Raw genomic sequence first — 19,936 nt, 5'->3', positions numbered from 1 at the left:
ATGAATCCTAGTTCGATCGCCGGTCAGGACTTGAACCGCGGGTTACCGTCGGACGATGCGTCTCCTGTCTCGGACCCTCCTGACCGCCCTGGCCACCGTGGCCGGCCTCACCGTCGTCCCCGGTGTCTCGACCCCCTCACCCGCCGCAGCGGCCACCTCGTGGGAGCTCCAGGGGCGCGGCTGGGGCCACGGCATCGGGATGTCGCAGTACGGCGCGCTCGGCGCGGCCAACAAGGGCCTGGGCTACCGGCGGATCCTCGGCTTCTACTACCCGGGCACCACGGTCGGCACCGCGAAGGGCAGCATCCGGGTCCTGGTGACCGCGGAGAAGCGGAACACGCTCACGGTGGCGAACCGCACCGGGCTGACCGTGCGCTCGACGACCACGGGGACGTCGTACGCGTTGAAGCGGGCGGGTGCGACCCGCTGGCGGATCCTGCCGTCGGCCGACAACGCGACCAGCCGGGTCTACGTGCTCGTCTCGGGCCGATGGGTCCTGGTGCGGCAGATCCGGGGCGGGGCCGAGTTCATCGCGCCGTCGCTGCGGCTCTACCTTCCGACCGGGTCGAAGGTGCTGCGCGGCCGGCTGCGCTCGGTGATCGTCAACGGCCAGCGTGACGTCGTCAACATCCTGCCGCTGGAGTACTACGTCCGTGGCGTCGTACCGCTGGAGATGCCGGCGTCCTGGCACCGCCAGGCGGTGCGCTCCCAGGCCGTGGCCGCGCGGACCTACGCCGCGTTCGAGCGAGCCTCGCGGACGTCGTCGTACTTCGACGTCTACGACACCACCCGGTCACAGGTCTACGGCGGCCTGAGCGCCGAGGACGCACGGTCGACCGCTGCGGTGTCCGACACGGCCGGCGAGGTCCGTCTCTACGCCGGCAAGCCCGCCTTCACGCAGTTCTCGTCGAGCAACGGCGGCTGGACGGTGGCGTCGTCCAACGCGGACCTGCCCTACCTGAAGGCACAGGCCGACCCCTACGACCCGATCCGGACCTGGCACTGGACGCTGACCCAGGCCGAGCTCAACAAGGCGTTGCCCGGGATCGGGACGGTCAGTGCGGTCACGGTCACCGAGCGTGACGGGAACGGCGCCGGTGGCGGCCGAGTGACCCTGCTCAAGGTCACCGGGACCGGCGGGACCCGGACGATCACCGGCTCGGACCTGCGCTCGGCGATCGGGCTGTTGTCGACGTACTTCTGGATCCAGTGAGCACGGCCCGGCAGCCGAGCCCGACGACCAGCGCCCAGAACGCGGCGCCGATCCCGAGCACGGTGACGCCGGACGCGGCCACGACGAGGGTCGCTGCCGCGGCCTCGCGCTCCTTCGGGTCCGCGAGCGCCCCGGCCAGCGAGGCGCCGAGGGTGCCGAGCAGCGCGAGCCCGGCGGCCGCCTGCATGAGGCCGTCCTCGGCCGCGGCCACCATGGCGGCGAGCGCGCTGCTGGCGGCGGCCAGCACGAGGTAGGTCGCCGAGGCGCTGACGGCGGCGATCCAGCGCCGGCTCCGGTCGGGACCGGCTGCCGGACCGGCCGCCAGGGCCGCGCTGATGGCCGCGAGGTTGATCGCGTGCCCGCCGGTCGGGGCGCCGGCGACCGTCCCGAGGCCGGTGACGGCGAGCGACTCGCGCCACGGGACGCGGTAGCCGAAGCTGCTGGTCACCGCGACGCCGGGCACGTTCTGCGAGGCCATCGTGACGACGTAGAGCGGGAGGGCGATGCCGACCAGGGCCGACGCCGTCCAGTGCGGCGTGGTCCAGGTCAGGCTCGGCGCGAGCGCGCCGGCGTCCACGTCGGCGGTGACCAGGACGGTCACCAGTGCGACGCCGAGGGCCGCCGGGACGGCCCAGCGCGGGGCGAGGCGGAGCAGCACCAGCCAGGTGACGATGACCGGCGCGACCGCCGCGGGGGCGTCGACCACGGCGGTCACCGGGGCGATGCACAGCGGCAGCAGCACGCCGGCGAGCATCGCCCGGGCCAGGCTCTGGGGGATCGCGGCGACCAGGTCGCCGAGGCGCGGGACCAGCGCGGTGAGCAGGATGAGGACGCCGGTCGCGACGAAGGCGCCGACGGCCGCCGGCCAGCCGCCGGTGACGCCGGTGCTGGCAGCGAGCAGGGCCGCGCCCGGCGTCGACCACGCGAGGATGATCGGCGTGCGGTGGCGCACCGAGAGCCAGAGCATCCCGAGGGCCTGGGTGACGAGCAGGGTCAGCAGGCCGGACGCGGCCTGGGTGGGCGTCGCGCCGACCGCGGTGAGGCCGGCCAGCACGACGACGAACGAGCTGCTGAACCCGACGACGGCGGTGACGACACCGGCCAGCACCGGGCCGTGGGTACTCTCCTCGGACACGCCGCCTCCTGCTCCTGTGCCGGTCCGGCGTTCTGTATACGGAACACTCTAGGTCAGGAGGGCCGATGGCGCGAGCGACCGGAGCCGGCGCCGACGTCGGCGCGCGGATCCGCGCGCTGCGCGAGGCGCGCGGCCTCTCCCTCTCGGGCTTGGCCTCGCAGGCCGGCATCGGCAAGGGCACGCTCTCGGAGCTCGAGACCGGTCAACGCAACCCGACGCTCGACACGCTGTACGCCGTCGCCACCCCGCTCGGCGTACCGATGGCGGCGTTGATGGACGACCGCGACGGTGCCGTGATCGCCGGTGACGGCATCCTGGCGACGCGGGTGCGCGTGGTGCGCGAGCCGGGGCGGACGACCGAGGCCTACCTCCTCCGGCTCGCTCCCGGCGCGGAACGCCGCTCGGGCGCGCACGTGGCCGGCGTCGAGGAGCAGCTGGTCGTGCTGTCCGGCACCGGCGAGGTCGAGCACGGCGGCGGCGTCGACGCCTTCGGCCCCGGGGACCACGTGCGCTTCGCCGCCGACCGCCCCCACGCCTACCGCGGCGGCCCGGAGGGCTTCGAGGCCGTCAACGTCATCGTCACCCCCACTTGACCCCCCCCGACGAACCGTGGGCAAGGGCACCACGAACCGTGGGCAATGGCACCACGAACCGTGGGCAATGGCACCTCGAGCCGTGGATGTTGGTTGCCCCTGTCCACGCCTCGAACGACCATTCGTCACGGTTCGTGGTGCCACGAGAGACGGTTCGTGGTGCCATTGCCCACGGTTCGTGGGTCAGAAGGGGGGAGTGCCGGTGCCGGTGATGCGGAACCGGCCCCAGGGGTCCTTGTCGGAGAGCTTGGCGGCGGCCTCGCCGGCCTCGGTGCGGAGGGTGACGTCGGAGCCGCTGCGGACGGCGTCGACGGGGGTGCCGACGGCGACGCGGCCGTACCAGTGGAAGTGGCCGTCGAGGGGCTGGAAGGCGCCGCGGAGGTGCACGGTGACCGGGTGCGCGGTGCCGTCGACGAGGACCATGGCCGGGCCGTCGTAGGCCTCCTGGGGCTCATGGGTGAGCGTCACTGCTCGGCATCCTTGCTGCCCGCGCGCTCGGTGCGCTCCGTGCGCAGCGGGCGGACGTTGCCGACCTCCGGGTCGAGGGCGGAGAGGTCGACGCCGTGCTCGGCGGCGGCGCCCGAGAGCGCGTGCCAGATGAACTCGCCGAGGTAGCCGGCGGCGGCCGCGCGGGACATGGTGCGGCGCTCGAGCCACCACTGGCCCACGGAGCTGCCGAGGCCGACGACCGCGTGCGCCCACGGCTCGGCGGCGCCGGTGTCGCCGCCCAGCAGGCGGAGCGCGTCGCCGAGCATCCGCGAGAGCTTGGTGGCGATCAGGTCCTTGCCTGCAGCGAGCGGGTCGCCGCCGGCGTGCTGGCGGGTGAGCAGGAGGAAGGCCTGGGGGTGCTCGGCGATCGTGGTGAGGTACGCCTCGACGCCTGCCGTGACCCGGTCGCGCGCCGATGCCGGCACCAGGACGGCGGCGATGACCCGCTCGAGCACGAGGTCGGTGCCCCACGCGCCGACCGCGGCGTGCAGCTCGGACTTGTCCGCGAAGTAGCGGTAGAGCACCGGCTTGCTGACGCCCGCCTCGGCGGCGATGTCGGCGACGGAGGCGTCGGGTCCGAGGGTGTCGATGGCGCGGACGGCGGCCTGGACGAACTCCGCGCGCCGGGTGGCGCGGTGGTTCTCCCAGCGGGTCGTGCGTCCGTCGCTCTTGACGTTGGGGGCCATGGGCACAAGAGTACAGTTAGACGTTACCGATGGTCACATCTAGTTCGGAGATTTCGATGACGCTGCTCGACCCGGCCGCCGGGGTCGCCCCGGAGGCACTCTCCGAGCGACTGCTGCGCTCCACCGCCCGTCAGTCGTACGACCACGACGTCGACATCGACTGGGACGCACCGCCGGTGCCGGGCCTGTGGTGGATGCAGCCGGAGCGGATGTCGCTCTACGGCACGCGGACGTGGGACCGGCTGAGCGAGGAGCAGCGGATCACGCTCTCCGCGCACGAGGTCGCGAGCATCGCCAGCGTCGGCATCTGGTTCGAGATCGTGCTCATGCAGATCCTGCTGCGCGACGCCTACAAGGCCGACCCGCGCTCGGCCCGCACGCAGTTCGCGCTCACCGAGGTGGGCGACGAGACCCGGCACACGGTGATGTTCGGCCGGGCGATCGCCGCGATGGGGCTGCCGGCCTACGGACCACGACCGACCCCTCTCAAGCTGGCCAGGCTGGGTCCGCTCGCCCTCCACGGCGCCAGCGCGTACGCCGGCATCCTGATCGGCGAGGAGCCCGTCGACCGCTGGCAGCGGGAGATGATGCGCGACGAGCGGGTCCAGCCGTTGACCCGCATGGTCGCGCGGATCCACGTGACCGAGGAGGCCCGCCACGTGACCTTCGCCCGCGACGAGCTGGCGAAGTCCGTGCGCGGCCTGGGTCGCACGAAGCTGCGCTGGCACCAGGCGCTGACTGCCCAGGTCGCCTACGTCACCATGCGCTCGCTGGTCCACCCCGACGTGTACGCCGCCGTGGGCCTCGACCCGCAGGAGGCCCGCCGTGAGGCGCTCGGGAACGAGCACTACCGCGAGACGGTCGCCTGGATGGGCGAGAAGGTGATGCCGGTGCTGGAGGAGAACGGCATGGTCAGCGAGCGCGACCGCAAGGTGTGGCGCGCGTCGTTGCTGGTGCGCTGACCCGGTCCCGCCAAGAGGTCAGCGCAGGAAGCGCTGGCGCTCGGCGATCACCGCGGCGTAGGTCTGCGGCGGGAGGGCGGCGCCCTCGCGTCGTACCGAGTCGGCGGGGATGACGAGCAGCCGGTTCAGGCGCACCTCGCTGGGCCGCCCGCGGGGGTCCCAGGCGCCGGTGCCGACGTCGGTCCAGTACCGGCCGGCGGCCGCCTCCTGCTCGGCGTCCCGGTCGTGGTCCTTGCTGGTCATGACCAGGCAGTGCAGCAGCGGCTCACCGGCCGCGCCGACGGCGGTGCCGATGACGAGCACCGGCCGGTCCTTGCCCTGGCTCGGGTCGTCCTCGTAGGGCACCCACGCCCAGACCACCTCGCCCGGGTCGGGGTGGCCATCGGGGACGGGTGCGTAGCTGCCGTCGGGCGCGTCGCTCATCGTGGCTCCAGGAAGTCGTCGAGCAGTCCCGGCGTCGCGGCCAGTGCGAGCGCGACCGCCTCCGGTTCCGGTACGTCGAGCACCGCCACCTGCCCGTCGCCCCCGGCTGTCGTGGCGGCGAGCGTCGCCAGGCCGGCCCGGCGCTGGAACCAGGTCGCGCGCAGGTTCCAGCCGATCACGTGGGCGTCGGCGAGGGCCTCGCGGCGGCGCAGGACCGAGCCCGAGCGCGCGACGACGTGCCCGGCGAGGTGGCCGTGGCCGAGGGCGCGGACCCGGTCGGCCGCGAGGGCGAGCGCCACGGCGACGGCGGCGACCGCGAGCCCGAGGAGCGCGGGCGGCGCACCGGCGGCAACGGCCACGACCACGGCGACGACGACCGGCGAGCAGCCGAGCAGCGCGCGGGTCCAGCGGCGGGTGGCGGCCTTCCGGCCGTGGCTGCGCAGCGGTCCGGTGACCGGCTCCGCGGAGCCGAGGACCGCCGTCGTGGTGGCGATCGCGGTGGCCTGCGGTGCGGGGGGCAGCAGCACGGTCGAGCTCTCCTGGCTGCCGCGCAGGCCGGTGACGATCGCGTTCACGCGCCGTCCTCGTGCGAGACGCAGTGCGGCCGGCTCGCTGATCGTCGCCCCGGCCAGGCGGGCGACGTCGATGCTCGTCTCTCGGTGGGTGAGCAGCCCGCGTCGTACGTGCCACGCCGCGCCCTGTCGCGCGAGCACGAAGCCGCCGTTGACGACGAGGTAGCCGACCACGAACAGGGCGACGGTCACCAGCAGCACGGCCAGCCCGAGGCCCAGGATCACGGCGGGGGAGAAGATCGCGAGGTCGTCCTCACTGACCCGGAGGTCGACCGACTCCAGCAGCGGCGCTCCTGCACCGAGCACAGCACCGGCCGCCACCAGGACGGCCCCGCTGAAGGGGGCGTACCAGAGCCACTGCGGCGAGAAGCGGGCCACGACGTGCTCCGGCGCCAGCACCGCCGGGGCGTCGGAGCCGGCCTCGCCGACCGGGTGCAGGACGCTCAGCAGGTGCGTGCGCAGGGCTGCCGCCTGCTCGCGCGGAAGGGCGTCGAGCAGCAGCCGGTCGTCGTCGTCGGTGACGACGCTGCCCGTGCCGATGACGAGGGTCGCGAGGCCGAGGACGCGGTGGATCGGCGACGCGGTGAGGTCGACGGTGCGGACGCGGTCGAGGGGCGTGGAGAGGTTGTGCCGCTGCAGCAGGCCGCGGCGCAGCTCGACCCGCGCGGTCGTCACGCGGTAGGTCGTCGTGACGTAGCGGACCACGCCGAGGCCCACCGGAACGCCCACGCCGAGCAGCGCCCACGGCCCCGTGCCGGACGCACCACCCGCGACGACCAGGCCGATCAGGACGGGCAGGAACTTCACCAGCTCGGTGATCGGGTGGACCAGCAGCATCCGTGGGTCGAGGCGCTGCCACGGCGCCTCGGGCACCGGCCCCGCGGTCACGTCGCGTCGCCCTCGACGAGGTCGGCCTTGCGGGTCAGCTCGTCGACCAGCCCGAGCGCGACGTCGCGGTCGAGGCCCTCGATCTGGAGTGGTCCCGCGGCCGACGCGGTGGTCACCGTGACCGTCGCCAGGCCGAACAGCCGCGCCAGCGGTCCCTGCGCGAAGTCGACGGTCTGCACCCGCGACATCGGCGCGATCCGCCGCTCGCGGGCCCACCAGCCACGCTGGGTGTAGACCGCGGTGGGCGACACCTCCCAGCGGTGCACCTGGTACCGCCACCGCGGTACGACGAGCGCCGACGCGACGCTGACGACCACCAGCACCCCGAGGAGCAGCCACCGCCATGGCCCGGGGACCCACACCACGCTGGCGATCCCGCCGGCGAGCACCGCGACCGCGGCCTCGACCGCGGCCTCGAGCTGCCACATCGTGCGGGCCCGCGGGCTCACGCGGTGGGCGGGGTCGCGCAGCTGGTTCACGCGGCGAGCCTACGGGCCGGATCCCCGGCCGGACGCACGTCGACCCCGGGCCGCAGCGGCCCGGGGTCGAGGCGATCACGCGCGGATCAGGCGAGGCTGCAGTGGTTCAGCTCCACGCCGAGGTCCCCGCCGTCCTTGAAGTCGCCGATCATCGACACCTTCTGGCCCGGCGCCAGCTTCGACAGCTCGTCGTTGGAGATGTCGAAGCAGTCGACCGTGAGGAGGTCGTAGGCGTCGCCCTTGAGCTTGAGGACGTAGTCCTTGTCGTCGAAGATCTCGGTGTCGATCTTGCTGATGATGCCGGTCACCTTGATGACCTTGTCCTTGTACTTCGCGTCGGCCGCGAGCTCGTTCTCCGAGAACTCCGAGACCATCGCGACGGCCTGGGTCTTCACGTCGAACTTCTTGGTCTCGGGCTCGGGCTCCTCGGCCTTCGTCTCCCCGGCCTTCGGCTCGTCCGACTTCTTGTCGTCCGGCTTCGCGGTCTCGGTGGGGGATTCCGAGGACGTGGGCGTCTTGTCCTCGGCGTCCTTGTCACCCTTGTCGTCCGACCCGCCGCCGGATGCGGCGGAGATGGCGATGATCACGACGAGGACGATCAGGCCGATCCACCGCTTCTTCTTGTACCAGGGGCGCTGAGCCTTGGCGTACGCCTTGGCGGCCTTGGCCTGGGCCTTGGCGTCGCCGTAGCTGCCCGGCTGCTGCGGTCCCGGCGGCGGCGGGGGGATCTGGGTCACGAGATTCTCCTTCAATCGAACTGTTCTGGGTGATTGAAGCGCATATCTGTGCAGAAGATGCACCAATTGGCGCTGGATGGACGAACTCGTGACCGAAAGGCTTGGTCGCGATGGAACACCTCGAGGCCGCGACTCTGGTCCAGATCGGGCGCAACATCCGCGCCGAGCGATCGCGCCGCGACCTCACCCAGGAGGGGGTCGCGCGGCGCGCGGGCCTGGCGACCACGCAGATCGCCCGCATGGAGCGCGGGGAGACCGACTCGGGCATCTCGAAGTACCTGCGGGTGGCGGTGGCCATCGGGATGAGTCCGGCGGATCTGTTCTTCGGTGTCGAGATCACCTTGGCGGACGCTGCCGAGGAGTGAGCCCTCGGGTCGCCGGGGACCTTCGTCCCCCCGTGCTGGCCCGGATCGGCCACCCCGATGGCCCGTCCGGAGCAGGTCCGGCACCACGTCCGGCCCGTGCCTTCGCGAACGGCCGCGACGGCGGCGAGGCGTCCCTAGCCTGAGGGCGTGCTCGACACGTTCACCCTCCGCGTCGCCTTCGGGCTGATCGCGGCGTGCGTGCTCGTGCTCTTCTACGCCGCGACCTACCGGCCGACCCGCTCGGCGTACAGCGGCTGGTGGTGCGTCTCGCTGGCCTGCTTCGTGACGGGCGCGCTGCTCTACCTGTGCAACGGGACGCCGTTGCAGGTCGTGGCCAACCCGATGGGCAACACGGCCGGCGTACTCGGTGCCGGGGGCGTGTGGGCGGCTGCGCGCTCGCTGCGGGGGCGGGCGGTGCCGGTGGCCCAGCTGGTCGTCCCGCCGGTGCTGGTGCTGGCGGTCGCGCTGCTCGACGACCCGGCGCACGACGTGTGGACCGGTGGGGCGGCGTACCTGCTCGGGATGGCGGGCCAGGTCGGCCGTTCGTCGTGGGAGCTGCGGTGTGTCCTGCGTGAGCGCGACGAGGAGCCGGGGCAGGCGCCGGTCGTGTTCGCGGTGCGGGCGATGGCCGTCGCGTCCGGGGTCATCGCGGCCTTCTACCTGCTGCGCGCGGTCGTGTTCGTCGTGGTCGGTGCGGAGAACCCGGTGTTCGTGGTCGGCTTCGGACCGGCGGCGACGACCCTGATGACGTTGCTGCTGCTCGTCGTGGTGACCTTCAGCATGGCCACGCTCGGCCACGCGCAGCAGACCACCGAGCTGCGGGTGCGGGCCACGCGTGATGGCCTGACCGGGCTGCTCAACCGCTCGGAGTTCCTGCGCGCGGCGCAGCGCGAGGTGGACCGGGGCTGGTCGCCGGCCCCGATGTCGGTGCTGCTCGCCGACCTCGACGACTTCAAGACGCTCAACGACCGCGGCGGGCACGCCGCCGGAGACGCGGCGCTGCGCCGCTTCGCCGAGGTGTGCGAGACGGTCCTCGGCGCCCACGGCATCGCCGGCCGGCTGGGCGGGGACGAGTTCGTGATGCTCGTCCCGGAGGAGGACGCCGAGCGGGTCGCCACCGCTGTGTGCCGCGGGTACGCCGGCGTCGGCACCACGGTCAGCATCGGCATCGCGCCCGCGCCGCCGCACGACGCGATCACCGACGCCCTCGAGCACGCCGACGCCGCGCTCTACCGGGCGAAGGCCGACGGCCGGGACCGTGCGGTGCACTGGCGTGACGGCGAGGCGGAGCGGCCCGGTCGTCGTACCGCGTGACGCCATCCCTCTTCCGGGGGGTTAACAAACGTTAACCTCGGGACGTAGGATGCCGGCATGACCCAGTTCGACCTGTCCCGCGAGCACGAGGAGTTCCGGCGCACCGTCCGGGACTTCGCTGAGTCCACCATCCGCCCCCACGTGGCGGAGTGGGACAAGTCCCACTACTTCCCCGTGGACGTCGTGCAGAAGATGGGCGACCTCGGGCTGTTCGGGCTCACCGCCCCGGAGGAGTACGGCGGCGCGGGCCTCGAGGCCGCCGATGGCCCGTTCACCTCGCTGTGCCTGGCGATCGAGGAGCTCGGCCGGGTCGACCAGTCGATGGGCGTGACCCTGGAGGCCGGCGTCGGCCTCGGCATCAACCCGATCCAGACCTTCGGCTCCGACGAGCAGAAGGCGCAGTGGCTGCCCGACCTCGTCGCCGGCCGCCGCCTCGCCGGCTTCGGCCTGACCGAGCCGGGCGCCGGCTCCGACGCGGGCGCGACGAAGACCCGCGCCGAGCTCGACAACGGCGAGTGGGTCGTCAACGGCGGCAAGCAGTTCATCACCAACTCGGGCTCGTCGATCACCTCGCTGGTGACGGTCACCGCGCGCACCGGCATCTCGGCCGAGGGCAAGCCGGAGATCTCCGCGATCCTCGTCCCGGCGGGCACGCCCGGCTTCGTCGCCGAGCCGGCCTACGACAAGCTCGGCTGGCACATCTCCGACACCCACCCGCTGACGTTCACCGACTGCCGCGTGCCGGAGGCCCACCTGCTCGGCGAGCGTGGTCGCGGCTACGCGCAGTTCCTCGCGATCCTCGACGACGGGCGGGTCGCCATCGCCGCGCTCGCCGTCGGCCTGATCCAGGCTTGCGTCGACCTGTGCGTGGAGTACTCCCTCGACCGCCAGACGATGGGCGGCCCGATCGGACGCAAGCAGGGCGTGGCCTTCCAGATCGCCGACCTCGAGGTGATGCTGCACGCCTCGCGGATGCTGACCTACCGCGCAGCCGCGATGAAGGACGCCATGGTCGACGGCCGTGGGCCGTCGATGAAGGAGTTCAAGCAGGCCGCCTCGGTCGCCAAGCTCTACGCCAGCGAGTCCGCGGTCACCGCGACCAGGATCGCCACGCAGGTCTTCGGCGGCTACGGATTCATGGAGGAGTACCCGGTCGCCCGGTTCTACCGCGACGCCAAGATCCTCGAGATCGGCGAGGGTACGTCGGAGGTGCAGCGGATGCTGATCGCACGAGGGCTCGGACTTCCCGTCGAATAGTGGCTCGGACGGGCAGAATGGTCCGGTGGACACCAGGCTTGCCGAGCTGAGCAGGACGATCGACCCCGCCGAGCTCGGTCGACGGATCCGCGTGGCGCGCGTCGCCGCCGGGATGACCCAGGTCCAGGTGGCCGGCGAGGACATCACGGCGGCGTACCTCTCCCGGATCGAGGACGGCCAGCGCCGGCCCGAGGCGCTGCTCCTGGGCCGCCTCGCCGTCCGGATGGGCACCACGCTCGAGGAGCTCCTCATCGGGGTGAGCCACGACGAGCGGGCCGAGCTGCAGCTCGGGCTCGACCACGCCGAGCTGGCCCTGGCGGGCGGCGACGCGCCGCAGGCGCTGACCCGGGCCGAGCAGCTGCTCGCCCGGCTGGAGCGGACCGCCGACACCGAGCTGGTACGACGGGCGCGACGCATCCGCGCGAGCGCCCTCGAGATGACCGGCGACCTCGACGGCGCGATCATGGCGTTCGAGGACCTGGTCGGCGAGCCGATCGCCGACGCGGTCTGGCTCAAGGACCTGATCTCGCTCTCGCGCTGCTACCGCGACGGCGGCGAGCCGGCGCGGGCGATCGAGGTAGGCGACCGGGCTCGGGCGCTGATCGTCGAGCTCGGCCTGGAGGGGCTGACCGAGGCGATCCAGCTCAGCGTGACCGTCGCGGCGGCGTACCACGTGCGCGGTGACCTCGGGGAGGCGATGCGGGTGTGCAAGCGCGCGCTCGCCGAGGCCGAGAAGTACGACTCACCGATCGGCAAGGCGTCGGCGTACTGGAACGCCAGCCTCATCGACGCCGCCACCCACGGCGCCACCCCGCAGTCGCTCGACCTGGCCCGCAAGGCGCTCGCGCTCTTCGAGCTCGGCGACGACAACCGCAACCTCGCCAAGCTGCGGGGCCTGGTCGCGCGGCTGCACCTGTCGACGACGCCGCCCGAGCCGCAGGCCGCGCTCGACATCATGGCCGTCGCCGAGCGCGAGCTCGCGGTCGGCGGTTCGGCGTGGGACCAGGCGCTGGTCCACGTCAACCGGGGGCGGGCGCTCGTGCTGCTCGGCCGGCTCGACGAGGCGGTCGCCTCGGCCGAGCGTGCGCTCGCGGAGTCGCCGGCCAAGGCCTCGCTCCTCGATGCCTGGGCCCACGTCGTCCTCGGCCAGGCCGCGGCGCTGGACGCGCGTCCGTCCGACGCGCGCGAGCACTACGGCCGCGCGATCCACGCGCTGACCGCCGCGGGCGCCGACCGCGAGGCTGCCCAGCTCTGGTTCGACCTGGGCACGTTGCTGACCGACGTGGGCGACACGGACGGCGCGCTGCAGGCCTTTCGCAACGCTGGCGCGTCGACCGGTCTGCGGGTGGGGGAGTCCCCGACCGCCCACCTGCGCGCCTGAGCACCGCCGGACAAGGACTTGCCTGAATCTGCCTGACGAGGCAGGCTGGCCCCCGGGACATGGCAGGGCCGGTTGCGGTGCGTGGGGCACCGCATCGGTCGTACCCCCGCTCCCGCGGTCAGTCGCGGTGGCGGGGGTACGTGCCTTCCCGGCTCACGACGGCCCGCCGCCGGGCTCGCACCAGGCCCCCGACCACGCCGATCCCCGCGAGTCCCGCCACGGCGACCAGCCACGGCTGTGGCCCGTCCTCGGGCTCGTCGACCGGTGCTGCCGCGGGCGCGTCGACCGGGGGCGCCTGCAGCGTGCCGTCGACCAGGCGTGATCCCGCCTGGGGCCCGAGCAGCCCCTCGACCGGCGTGTACGACGGCACCCCGTCCGTCGCCTCGCCGGTCGTCCGCAGGGTCACGGTCGCCGGCACCTCCAGCGCGGCGGCGGCCGGTCCGGCCTGGTCGGTGCCGGGCCAGCGGACGACGACGTAGTGGATCCCGGCGAGGGCCTCGGTGCTGACGGCGGCGTCGTAGGAGTCGCGGTGGGCGTACGAGACGACCTGCGACTGGGCGCCGATCCGGAGCCGTCCGGGCGCGGTCGTCGGGACGGTCCAGTCGTCGGGCCGGGTCATCGTGAAGGAGACCTCGCTGGTGCCGAGCATCGGTCCGACCACGTCGATCGCGATCTCGCCGGGGCCAGGGGCGCCCACGGGGAGCCGGGCGTCGAGCTGGGCCTGCACGGTCTGGTCCCAGTCGAGCGGGACCGCCAGGACCTGGGTGCGGCCCGGCCGCAGGGTGAGGCGGTAGCTGCCGTCGCGCACGACCGGTGCGCTGGTCGGCGTGGTCCCGGGCGGCACCTCCCGCGGGGAGGCGGCGGGTGCCAGCGGAGTCCACGCCGGCGGCGCCGGGTCGGGCAGCAGGCCCATGCCGTAGTCCGACAGCGGCGGCTCCTCGAAGACGAGCAGCTCCACCTCGCGGCCTGCGTCGGCCGGGTCGTCGGGGGCGTGGAGGGTGAGGAAGAGGTCGTCGGCGACCGCGCACTCGTGGTCGTCGACGTCGGTCCAGGTGGTGACGGTCGTGAAGAGCACGGGCGCCTGCTCACCGAGCGTCGGCCGGAACACGCCGCCACTGCCGCAGCCCTCGTCGCCGGGCGTCGTACCGACCTCGATGCGGACGCCCTCGCCGACCGAGTCGCCCGCACCCACGAACAGCGCGGCGACGTGGAAGGTGCTGCCCGCGGCGGTGCGGGGCAGCCGGTAGCCGAGTGACCCGCGCGCGGGCAGGTGGTCGAGGTAGCGGCCGACGGTCAGCGCCGGCGGCGTGGCCGACCCGGAGGCGCCGGCGACCGGCGTACCGGCCAGGGCGGGGCCGGGGTCGTCGTCCGGGGCTGCCGTCGCAGGAGGCCCGCCCAGCAGGAGGACCGCGACGACGGCCGACGTCCCTAGCGTGCCCAGAGGTCGGTCCACGAGTGGCCGAGCTCCCTGACCAGGCCGCGGAGCAGGGGCAGGCTCACGCCGACGACGTTGTGGTGGTCGCCCTCGATGCCGGTGACGAAGCCGCCGCCGAGGCCGTCGACCGTGAAGGCGCCCGCGACGTGGAGCGGCTCCCCGGTCGCGACGTAGGCCGCGATCTCCTCGTCGGTCACGTCCGCGAAGTGCACCCGGGTCGAGGCGGTCGCTGCCGCCTGCCGGCCCGCGGCGACGTCGCGCAGGCAGTGGCCCGAGTGCAGGACGCCGGACCGGCCCCGCATCGCCTCCCAGCGACGGACCGCCTCGTCGGCGTCGTCCGGCTTGCCGAGGGCCTCGCCGTCGAGCTCGAGGACCGAGTCGCACCCGAGCACCAGGGCGTCGGCCGGGACCTCGCCGCCGTCGGCGACGGCCGCGCACTTCAGCTCCGCGAGGCGCAGCGCCAGCTCGGCAGGAGGTACGCCGGTCACCTGCGACTCGTCGACGCCGGACACCACGACCTGCGGGTCGAAGCCCGCGCTGCGAAGGGTCGCGAGCCGGGCGGGGGACGCGGAGGCGAGGACGAGCTGCGGCACCCGGCCACCCTAACGAGGTCGCGCTCGGATCCCCTCGTCGCGCACGACGGCCAGGCCCAGCCACGACGCCAGCGCGTCGATCTCGGCGTCGACCGCATCGCCCGTCGCCGGCGACCACGGGACGTCCTCGTGGACGGCGTGCACCCGCAGCACCCCCGCCCTGCGGTCGGCCTTCGCGTCGAGCTTGCCGACCAGCCGGTCGTCGTGCAGGACGGGGAGGGCGAAGTAGCCCCAGCGCCGCTTCGCGGCGGGCTTGTACATCTCCAGGACGTACTCGAAGTCGAACAGGTCGAGGGCGCGGTCGCGGTCGTAGACGAGGCGGTCGAAGGGGGAGAGGAAGGCGCAGCGGCCCTCGAAGTCGTCGTCGGCCGCGGCCAGCGCGTCGGGGTCGGCGCGCCACTCGCCGGCGACGCCGGCCACGGTCACGGGGACGCCTCCGCTGCCGGCACCGATCTGCTCGCCGCCGTTGCCCCTGGCGGAGCCGCGGGCGATGCCGAGGGAGGCGAGGCGGCGTCGGTCGAGGGCGGCCTTGGCGTCGTCGTACGACGGGACGGTGAGGTCCGCCGGGTAGACCCGCTCGGCGAGGTCGTAGACCCGGAGCTTGCCGTGGCGGCTGCTGATCGCGACGTCGCCGAGGAGGGTGAGCATCTCCAGCAGCCGGTTGACGTTCTTGTCGTGGTTCCAGCCGCTCGACTCCCACGGCACCTGGCAGGTGTCGGGCACCTCCGCCGCCGTCCGCGGGCCCTCCGCGGCCAGCTGCGCGAGCACGTCGGTACGGAACCGCGCGTTGGCCTCGACCCACTCGAGCACCCGCGGGTGCAGCTCGTGGCGCATCGTGGCGAGGACCAGCCCGATGTCGTCGACCGGGCGGACGTACGACGAGTGCTCCACCAGCGAGCGCTCCGTCTCCAGCGCGAAGGTCAGGTCCGAGTGCTCGTAGTCGCCGCCGAGGCGCGACCACAGGACCAGGTCCACGTTCGGCGCGACCGCTGCGGTCGGGTCGACCTGCAGCAACGTGAGCTCGTCGACGACCTCCGCGACCGACCGACCCGCGCGGGTCGCCGGGGCGTCGAGCAGCTGCGCCCGGACCGCGATCCGGCGCGCCTGCTCGACGTCGAGGACGGTCACAGCCGCGCGAGCGCCGCCTTGAGCGGGTCGAGCCCGATCGAGCCGAGGTCGAGGGCCGCGGTGTGGAAGGCCTTGAGGTCGAAGGCACTGCCGTGGCGGGCCTGCGCGTCGGCGCGGGCGTCGAGCCAGATCCGCTCCCCGACCTTGTACGACGGCGCCTGGCCCGGCCAGCCGAGGTAGCGGTTGACCTCGAACCTCAGCGAGCCGTCGTCCATCCGCGAGTGCGCCCGCATGAACTCGAGGACCCGGTCGGCGTCCCAGACCTCGCCCGGGCGCCAGCCGAAGGGGTTGTCCTCGGGCACCTCGAGGCCGAGGTGGACGCCGATGTCGACGATCACCCGCGCGGCCCGGAAGCCCTGCATGTCGAGGAAGCCGAGCCGGTCGCCCGGGTCCTCGAAGTAGCCGAGCTCGTCCATCAGCCGCTCGGCGTACAGCGCCCAGCCCTCGCCGTGGCCGCTGACCCAGCACAGCAGCCGCTGCCAGCGGTTGAGCAGCTCGGCCTGGTGGACGACCTGGGCGCACTGGAGGTGGTGGCCGGGCACGCCCTCGTGGAAGACGGTCGTCGTCTCGCGCCAGGTGGAGTAGCGCTCGTGGTCGTCGGTGAACGAGAACCACATCGTGCCGGGACGCGAGAAGTCCTCGGAGGGTGGGGAGTACCAGGCACCGCCGTCGTTGACGGGCGCGACCTTGCACTGCAGGGTGCGGATCGGCTCGGCGATGTCGAAGTGGACGCCGTCGAAGGTCCGCAGGATCTCGTCGGACGTGGCCTGCATCCACTCCTGGAAGGCCTCGCGGCTGCCGCAGTCGCGGGCCGGGTCGGCGTCGAGGGCAGCCACGGCGTCGGCCACCGAGCCGCCGCGCACGATGCGCTGCGCGGTCGCGGCCATGTCGTCCTCGATGCGCTTGAGCTCCTCCCAGCCCCACGCGTAGGTCTCCTCGAGGTCCACGGCCGCTCCGAGGAAGTAGCGGGAGTTGAGGGCGTAGGCCTCGCGGCCGACGCCGTCGACCTCGCGGCCGCGCGGCTGCAGGTCGGTCTCGATGAACCGCCCGAACTCGGCGTACGCCGCCGAGGCCTGCTGGGCCGCCCTGCTCAGCTGGTCCCGGACCTCCGCGGGGGCGGAGCTCACGGCGCGCTGGAAGTAGTCGCCCGCGGCGCCCTCCTGCCCGGTCCAGCCGCGCACCTGGCCGGCCACCTCGGCGTACTGCCGGCGGGCCGAGACCCGGCCGGCGGCGGCCTCCTCGAGCAGGGTCGTGCGGTAGCCGTCGAGGGCCTGCGGGACGGCGGCGAGGCGGGAGCCGATCGCCTCCCAGTGCTCGGGGGTCTCGGTCGGCATCAGGTCGAAGACCTCGCGCACGGCGTGGATCGCGCTGCTGATCACGGAGAACTCGCTGCGCTCGACGCCCGCGTCGGCCCGCTCGACGGTGAGCCCGACCCGCTCGAGGAAGGCATCCTTGGCGACCTGCTCGCGCTCGTCGGTGACGTCGAGGGCGGCCACGTCGGCCAGGGCGCGGCGGTGCAGCTCCTCGCGCGCGGCGAAGCCGTCGGGGGAGAGGTCGGGGAGCTCGCCGTCGTGACCCGCGATGCCCGCGAAGGTCGCGGTCAACGGGTCCAGCGCGGCCAGGTCCTCGACGAGCTGCTCGGTGCGGGCGTCCACGAGTCGCGTCATGGCGCCGACCCTAGCCAGCGCTCCCGACAACCGCACCGGCATAACGCTGCGCCAGCACCCGGAGACGGTCGACGAGCGCCGCCGGTGACTCGACGGTGAAGTCCAGGCCGAGCATGCCGATCCACACCGCGACGATCTCGAGGCTGTCGCCGCCCGTGACCAGCACGCTGCGCCCGTCGGGTCGGGACTCGACGACACCGACGGCCGGGTTGATCCGCGACAGCACCTCCTCGGCCGGGGCGTCGATGACCAGCCGGGCGTGCACCGACCAGCCGGTGCGCGCCACCTCGCGGACGACGAGCTCGGTCAGGTCGCCCGGCAGCGGCGCGGGGGTGAAGCCGCGCCCGCCCGGCAGGCGCAGGGTCAGCCAGTCCACCCGGTACGGCGCCCACTCGCCCGTGGCGGGGGAGCGGCCGACCACGAACCACCGCCGCTGCCAGGCGACCAGCCGGTAGGGCTCGATCTCGATCCGCTCGCGCTCGTCGTCCGCGCCGTCGCCGAAGAACGCCCGTAGCCCGCGGTGGTCGCGGATCGCGTCGGCGATCTCCGCCAGCACGCCGGCGTCGACCTCGGGATCCTCGACGTTCGAGTCGGTGTTGACCGGCCCGGCCTCGGTGGCGTCGCGCAGTGCGGTGACCCGGCGGCGCAGGCGGTCGGGCAGCACGTGCTCGAGCTTGGTCAGCGCCCGGCTCCCGCTCTCCTCGAAGCCGGAGACGCCGGTCAGCGTGCGCAGCCCGACGGCGACCGCGACGGCCTCCTCGTCGTCCAGCAGCAGCGGGGGCAGCTTGGCGCCGGCGCCCAGCCGGTAGTGGCCGGCCCGACCGCGCACGCCGTCGACGGGGTAGCCCAGCTCGCGCAGCCGGGTGACGTCGTTGCGGACGGTGCGGTCGGTGACGCCGAGCCGCGCGGCGAGCTCGGGGGCGGTCCACTCGACCCGTGCCTGGAGCAGGCCGAGCAGCTCCAGCAGGCGTCCGGAAGTTCCTTTCACCCGACCGTTCTAACAGGAAACAACCGTTCCGGTATGGCTCGTAGCGTGCGTGTCATGAACCAGATCACCCCCTTCGTCATCGACATCGCCCAGACCGACCTCGACGACCTCCGCGCCCGCCTCGAGCACACCCGCTTCGCCCCCGCCGTCCCCGGCGACTCCTGGGAGTACGGCACCCCGTCGTCGTACCTGCGCTCCATGGTCGAGCAGTGGAAGGCGTTCGACTGGCGTGCGGTCGACGAGCGCCTGAACTCCTACGACAACTTCGTCACCGAGGTCGACGGCCAGCGGATCCACTTCCTGCACGTCCGCTCGCAGCACGCCGGCGCGACCCCGCTGCTCCTGGCCCACACCTACCCGGGATCGGTGCTCGACTTCCTCGACATGATCGACCCGCTGGTCGACCCCGAGGCCCACGGCGGCCGCGCCGAGGACGCCTTCCACCTGGTGATCCCCTCGATGCCGGGCTTCGGCTGGTCGACGCCGGTCGTCGACACCGGCTGGACGATGAGGCGGGTCGCGGCGGCGTACGACGTGCTGATGCGCCGGCTCGGCTACGACGCCTACGGCGTCCACGGCAGCGACGGCGGGGCGATGGTCGGCCGTGAGCTCGCCGTCGCGAACCCGGACGGCTTCCTCGGAGCGCACGTGCTGCACCTGTTCTCGTTCCCGAGCGGCGACCCGGCCGAGTTCGCGGACTTCGGCCCGAAGGAGTACGCCGCGCTCGAGCACATGCAGTGGTTCCAGTCGGTCGGCGGCTACAACCAGATGAACGGCACCCGCCCGCAGACGGTCGCCGCCGGCCTGGCCGACTCGCCCGTGGCGGTGCTCGCCTACAGCGAGCTCTTCGAGAGCTTCGGCAACGGCACCAGCCTGGTCGCGCCCGAGCAGGTGCTCGCGCAGGCGACGCTCTACTGGCTGACGAACACCTACGGCTCGGCCGCGCGGTACCACTACGAGGAGCAGCACGCCGGCGCGGAGCCGGTCGTCAGCACCGGCCGGATCGGGGTCGCGGTCTTCAAGGACGACTTCCAGACGATCCGCTCGCTCGCCGAGCGCGACAACGCGAACATCGCGCACTGGTCGGAGTTCCCGCGGGGTGGTCACTTCGCGGCGATGGAGGTCCCGATGGACGTGGTCGGCGACCTGCGGACGTTCTTCGGCTGAGTCCCCTCCGTCCCGCAGCGCCCGGCCGACGACGGTCAGGCGCTGCGGGCCTGCCGGGCTCCGAGCAGCAGTGCGCCCGCGACCGCTGCCTCCAGCAGCACGAAGCCGGCCATCTTCGCGCTCGGCCGTCCCTCGAAGAGGGCCGAGCCTGCCCGGCCCGCCGCCATGCCGGCCGTGGCCACCCCGATGGCCGTCCCGGAGGCGGGGCTGGCGGCGAGGGTCGCGGCGAAGGCGAGCGGCAGGCCGCCGTACACGGCCCGGATCTCGGTGCGGGAGTCGGCGTTCGGGGCGGTGCTCCCGATGATCGCCGGGACGACACCGGGCTTGAGGAAGGACACGAGGCCGAGTCCGGCGTACGCCGCGGCGCCGGTCGCGATGAGCGGGTTCATCACGCCATCGTGACCGACCCGGGGTGCGCGCGGCCATGACCTGGCAGGTCACGTCGGCCCGGACCCCGGGGTTTC

Annotated in this window: 21 protein-coding genes; 8 read left to right on the top strand and 13 right to left on the bottom strand. The window is 73.5% G+C overall.

All coding sequences use genetic code 11. The features are described from left to right. The first annotated feature begins 55 nt into the window (after positions 1 to 55). Positions 56 to 1,213 carry a SpoIID/LytB domain-containing protein gene (locus tag ASE20_RS18840; RefSeq protein ID WP_056896095.1) on the top strand — a complete coding sequence of 386 codons (1,158 nt, stop codon included), beginning with the start codon at positions 56 to 58 and terminating at the stop codon, positions 1,211 to 1,213. On the opposite strand, the gene ASE20_RS18835 is transcribed toward ASE20_RS18840, so the two are convergent. Beyond that, on the bottom strand, positions 1,152 to 2,348 hold the full coding sequence (locus ASE20_RS18835; RefSeq protein ID WP_056896094.1) for a benzoate/H(+) symporter BenE family transporter: 1,197 nt from the start codon (positions 2,346 to 2,348) through the stop codon (positions 1,152 to 1,154). The genes ASE20_RS18840 and ASE20_RS18835 overlap by 62 nt on opposite strands. 65 nt (positions 2,349 to 2,413) lie before the next feature. Here ASE20_RS18835 and ASE20_RS18830 point away from each other — a divergent pair, with 65 nt between their 5' ends. After that, the gene (locus ASE20_RS18830) at positions 2,414 to 2,941 is read left to right on the top strand and encodes a helix-turn-helix domain-containing protein (RefSeq protein ID WP_056896093.1); all 528 of its coding nucleotides are present in this window, start codon (positions 2,414 to 2,416) and stop codon (positions 2,939 to 2,941) included. Positions 2,942 to 3,124: 183 nt separating this feature from the next. On the opposite strand, the gene ASE20_RS18825 is transcribed toward ASE20_RS18830, so the two are convergent. Next, on the bottom strand, positions 3,125 to 3,409 hold the full coding sequence (locus tag ASE20_RS18825) for a DUF4873 domain-containing protein (protein ID WP_200952868.1): 285 nt from the start codon (positions 3,407 to 3,409) through the stop codon (positions 3,125 to 3,127). Continuing rightward, positions 3,406 to 4,116 (bottom strand): TetR/AcrR family transcriptional regulator, encoded by a 711-nt coding sequence (locus ASE20_RS18820; protein ID WP_056896092.1) that lies wholly within the window; start codon positions 4,114 to 4,116, stop codon positions 3,406 to 3,408. Before ASE20_RS18820 ends, ASE20_RS18825 begins: the two co-directional genes overlap by 4 nt. Positions 4,117 to 4,172: 56 nt before the next feature. Here ASE20_RS18820 and ASE20_RS18815 point away from each other — a divergent pair, with 56 nt between their 5' ends. Further along, on the top strand, positions 4,173 to 5,078 hold the full coding sequence (locus ASE20_RS18815) for an AurF N-oxygenase family protein (RefSeq protein WP_056896091.1): 906 nt from the start codon (positions 4,173 to 4,175) through the stop codon (positions 5,076 to 5,078). An 18-nt stretch (positions 5,079 to 5,096) separates the two neighbouring features. Here ASE20_RS18815 and ASE20_RS18810 read toward each other — a convergent pair whose 3' ends face one another. The 4 genes from ASE20_RS18810 to ASE20_RS18795 all read right to left on the bottom strand — a co-directional run bounded on the left by ASE20_RS18810 (position 5,097) and on the right by ASE20_RS18795 (position 8,177). Next, positions 5,097 to 5,501: a type II toxin-antitoxin system PemK/MazF family toxin gene (locus ASE20_RS18810; RefSeq protein WP_056896090.1), complete on the bottom strand. Its 405-nt coding sequence runs from the start codon at positions 5,499 to 5,501 to the stop codon at positions 5,097 to 5,099. Beyond that, on the bottom strand, positions 5,498 to 6,961 hold the full coding sequence (locus tag ASE20_RS18805) for a PH domain-containing protein (RefSeq protein WP_056896089.1): 1,464 nt from the start codon (positions 6,959 to 6,961) through the stop codon (positions 5,498 to 5,500). The genes ASE20_RS18810 and ASE20_RS18805 overlap by 4 nt, the downstream gene beginning before the upstream one ends. Continuing rightward, complete coding sequence (locus tag ASE20_RS18800; RefSeq protein ID WP_056896088.1) at positions 6,958 to 7,440, bottom strand: PH domain-containing protein; 483 nt, start codon at positions 7,438 to 7,440, stop codon at positions 6,958 to 6,960. Before ASE20_RS18800 ends, ASE20_RS18805 begins: the two co-directional genes overlap by 4 nt. 86 nt (positions 7,441 to 7,526) lie before the next feature. Further along, the gene (locus tag ASE20_RS18795) at positions 7,527 to 8,177 is read right to left on the bottom strand and encodes an OB-fold protein (RefSeq protein WP_056896087.1); all 651 of its coding nucleotides are present in this window, start codon (positions 8,175 to 8,177) and stop codon (positions 7,527 to 7,529) included. Positions 8,178 to 8,287: 110 nt separating this feature from the next. On the opposite strand from ASE20_RS18795, the gene ASE20_RS18790 reads away from it, so the two are divergent. From ASE20_RS18790 to ASE20_RS18775, 4 genes are all read left to right on the top strand, one after another. Next, positions 8,288 to 8,542 carry a helix-turn-helix domain-containing protein gene (locus ASE20_RS18790; protein WP_056896086.1) on the top strand — a complete coding sequence of 85 codons (255 nt, stop codon included), beginning with the start codon at positions 8,288 to 8,290 and terminating at the stop codon, positions 8,540 to 8,542. A gap of 147 nt (positions 8,543 to 8,689) precedes the next feature. Continuing rightward, positions 8,690 to 9,856, top strand: a complete 1,167-nt coding sequence (locus tag ASE20_RS18785) for a GGDEF domain-containing protein (protein ID WP_056896085.1) — start codon at positions 8,690 to 8,692, stop codon at positions 9,854 to 9,856. Positions 9,857 to 9,913: 57 nt separating this feature from the next. Beyond that, positions 9,914 to 11,113: an acyl-CoA dehydrogenase family protein gene (locus ASE20_RS18780; protein ID WP_056896084.1), complete on the top strand. Its 1,200-nt coding sequence runs from the start codon at positions 9,914 to 9,916 to the stop codon at positions 11,111 to 11,113. A gap of 25 nt (positions 11,114 to 11,138) precedes the next feature. After that, a complete protein-coding gene (locus tag ASE20_RS18775; RefSeq protein WP_056896083.1) occupies positions 11,139 to 12,494 on the top strand; it encodes a helix-turn-helix domain-containing protein in 1,356 nt (451 codons plus the stop codon). Between the two features lie 118 nt (positions 12,495 to 12,612). On the opposite strand, the gene ASE20_RS18770 is transcribed toward ASE20_RS18775, so the two are convergent. Genes ASE20_RS18770 through ASE20_RS18750 form a run of 5 tightly spaced genes read right to left on the bottom strand, consistent with a single transcriptional unit; the run spans position 12,613 to position 18,305 of the window. Beyond that, complete coding sequence (locus ASE20_RS18770) at positions 12,613 to 13,947, bottom strand: hypothetical protein (RefSeq protein ID WP_056896082.1); 1,335 nt, start codon at positions 13,945 to 13,947, stop codon at positions 12,613 to 12,615. Continuing rightward, the gene (locus ASE20_RS18765) at positions 13,923 to 14,522 is read right to left on the bottom strand and encodes a Maf family protein (protein ID WP_056896081.1); all 600 of its coding nucleotides are present in this window, start codon (positions 14,520 to 14,522) and stop codon (positions 13,923 to 13,925) included. Before ASE20_RS18765 ends, ASE20_RS18770 begins: the two co-directional genes overlap by 25 nt. 9 nt (positions 14,523 to 14,531) lie before the next feature. Beyond that, positions 14,532 to 15,650: a DNA glycosylase AlkZ-like family protein gene (locus ASE20_RS18760; RefSeq protein WP_056896080.1), complete on the bottom strand. Its 1,119-nt coding sequence runs from the start codon at positions 15,648 to 15,650 to the stop codon at positions 14,532 to 14,534. Next, the gene (locus tag ASE20_RS18755; protein WP_056896079.1) at positions 15,647 to 17,317 is read right to left on the bottom strand and encodes a DUF885 domain-containing protein; all 1,671 of its coding nucleotides are present in this window, start codon (positions 17,315 to 17,317) and stop codon (positions 15,647 to 15,649) included. The genes ASE20_RS18760 and ASE20_RS18755 overlap by 4 nt, the downstream gene beginning before the upstream one ends. Positions 17,318 to 17,327: 10 nt before the next feature. After that, positions 17,328 to 18,305 carry a helix-turn-helix transcriptional regulator gene (locus ASE20_RS18750; protein WP_056896078.1) on the bottom strand — a complete coding sequence of 326 codons (978 nt, stop codon included), beginning with the start codon at positions 18,303 to 18,305 and terminating at the stop codon, positions 17,328 to 17,330. Positions 18,306 to 18,359: 54 nt separating this feature from the next. On the opposite strand from ASE20_RS18750, the gene ASE20_RS18745 reads away from it, so the two are divergent. Then, a complete protein-coding gene (locus ASE20_RS18745) occupies positions 18,360 to 19,472 on the top strand; it encodes an epoxide hydrolase family protein (protein ID WP_056896077.1) in 1,113 nt (370 codons plus the stop codon). Between the two features lie 35 nt (positions 19,473 to 19,507). Here ASE20_RS18745 and ASE20_RS18740 read toward each other — a convergent pair whose 3' ends face one another. Beyond that, a complete protein-coding gene (locus ASE20_RS18740; RefSeq protein WP_056896076.1) occupies positions 19,508 to 19,861 on the bottom strand; it encodes a DUF4345 family protein in 354 nt (117 codons plus the stop codon). Between the last annotated feature and the right edge of the window lie 75 nt (positions 19,862 to 19,936).

It is taken from the genome of Nocardioides sp. Root240 (genome assembly GCF_001428825.1).
Classification (GTDB): domain Bacteria; phylum Actinomycetota; class Actinomycetes; order Propionibacteriales; family Nocardioidaceae; genus Nocardioides.
This window is presented reverse-complemented; position numbering and strand designations above follow the sequence as displayed.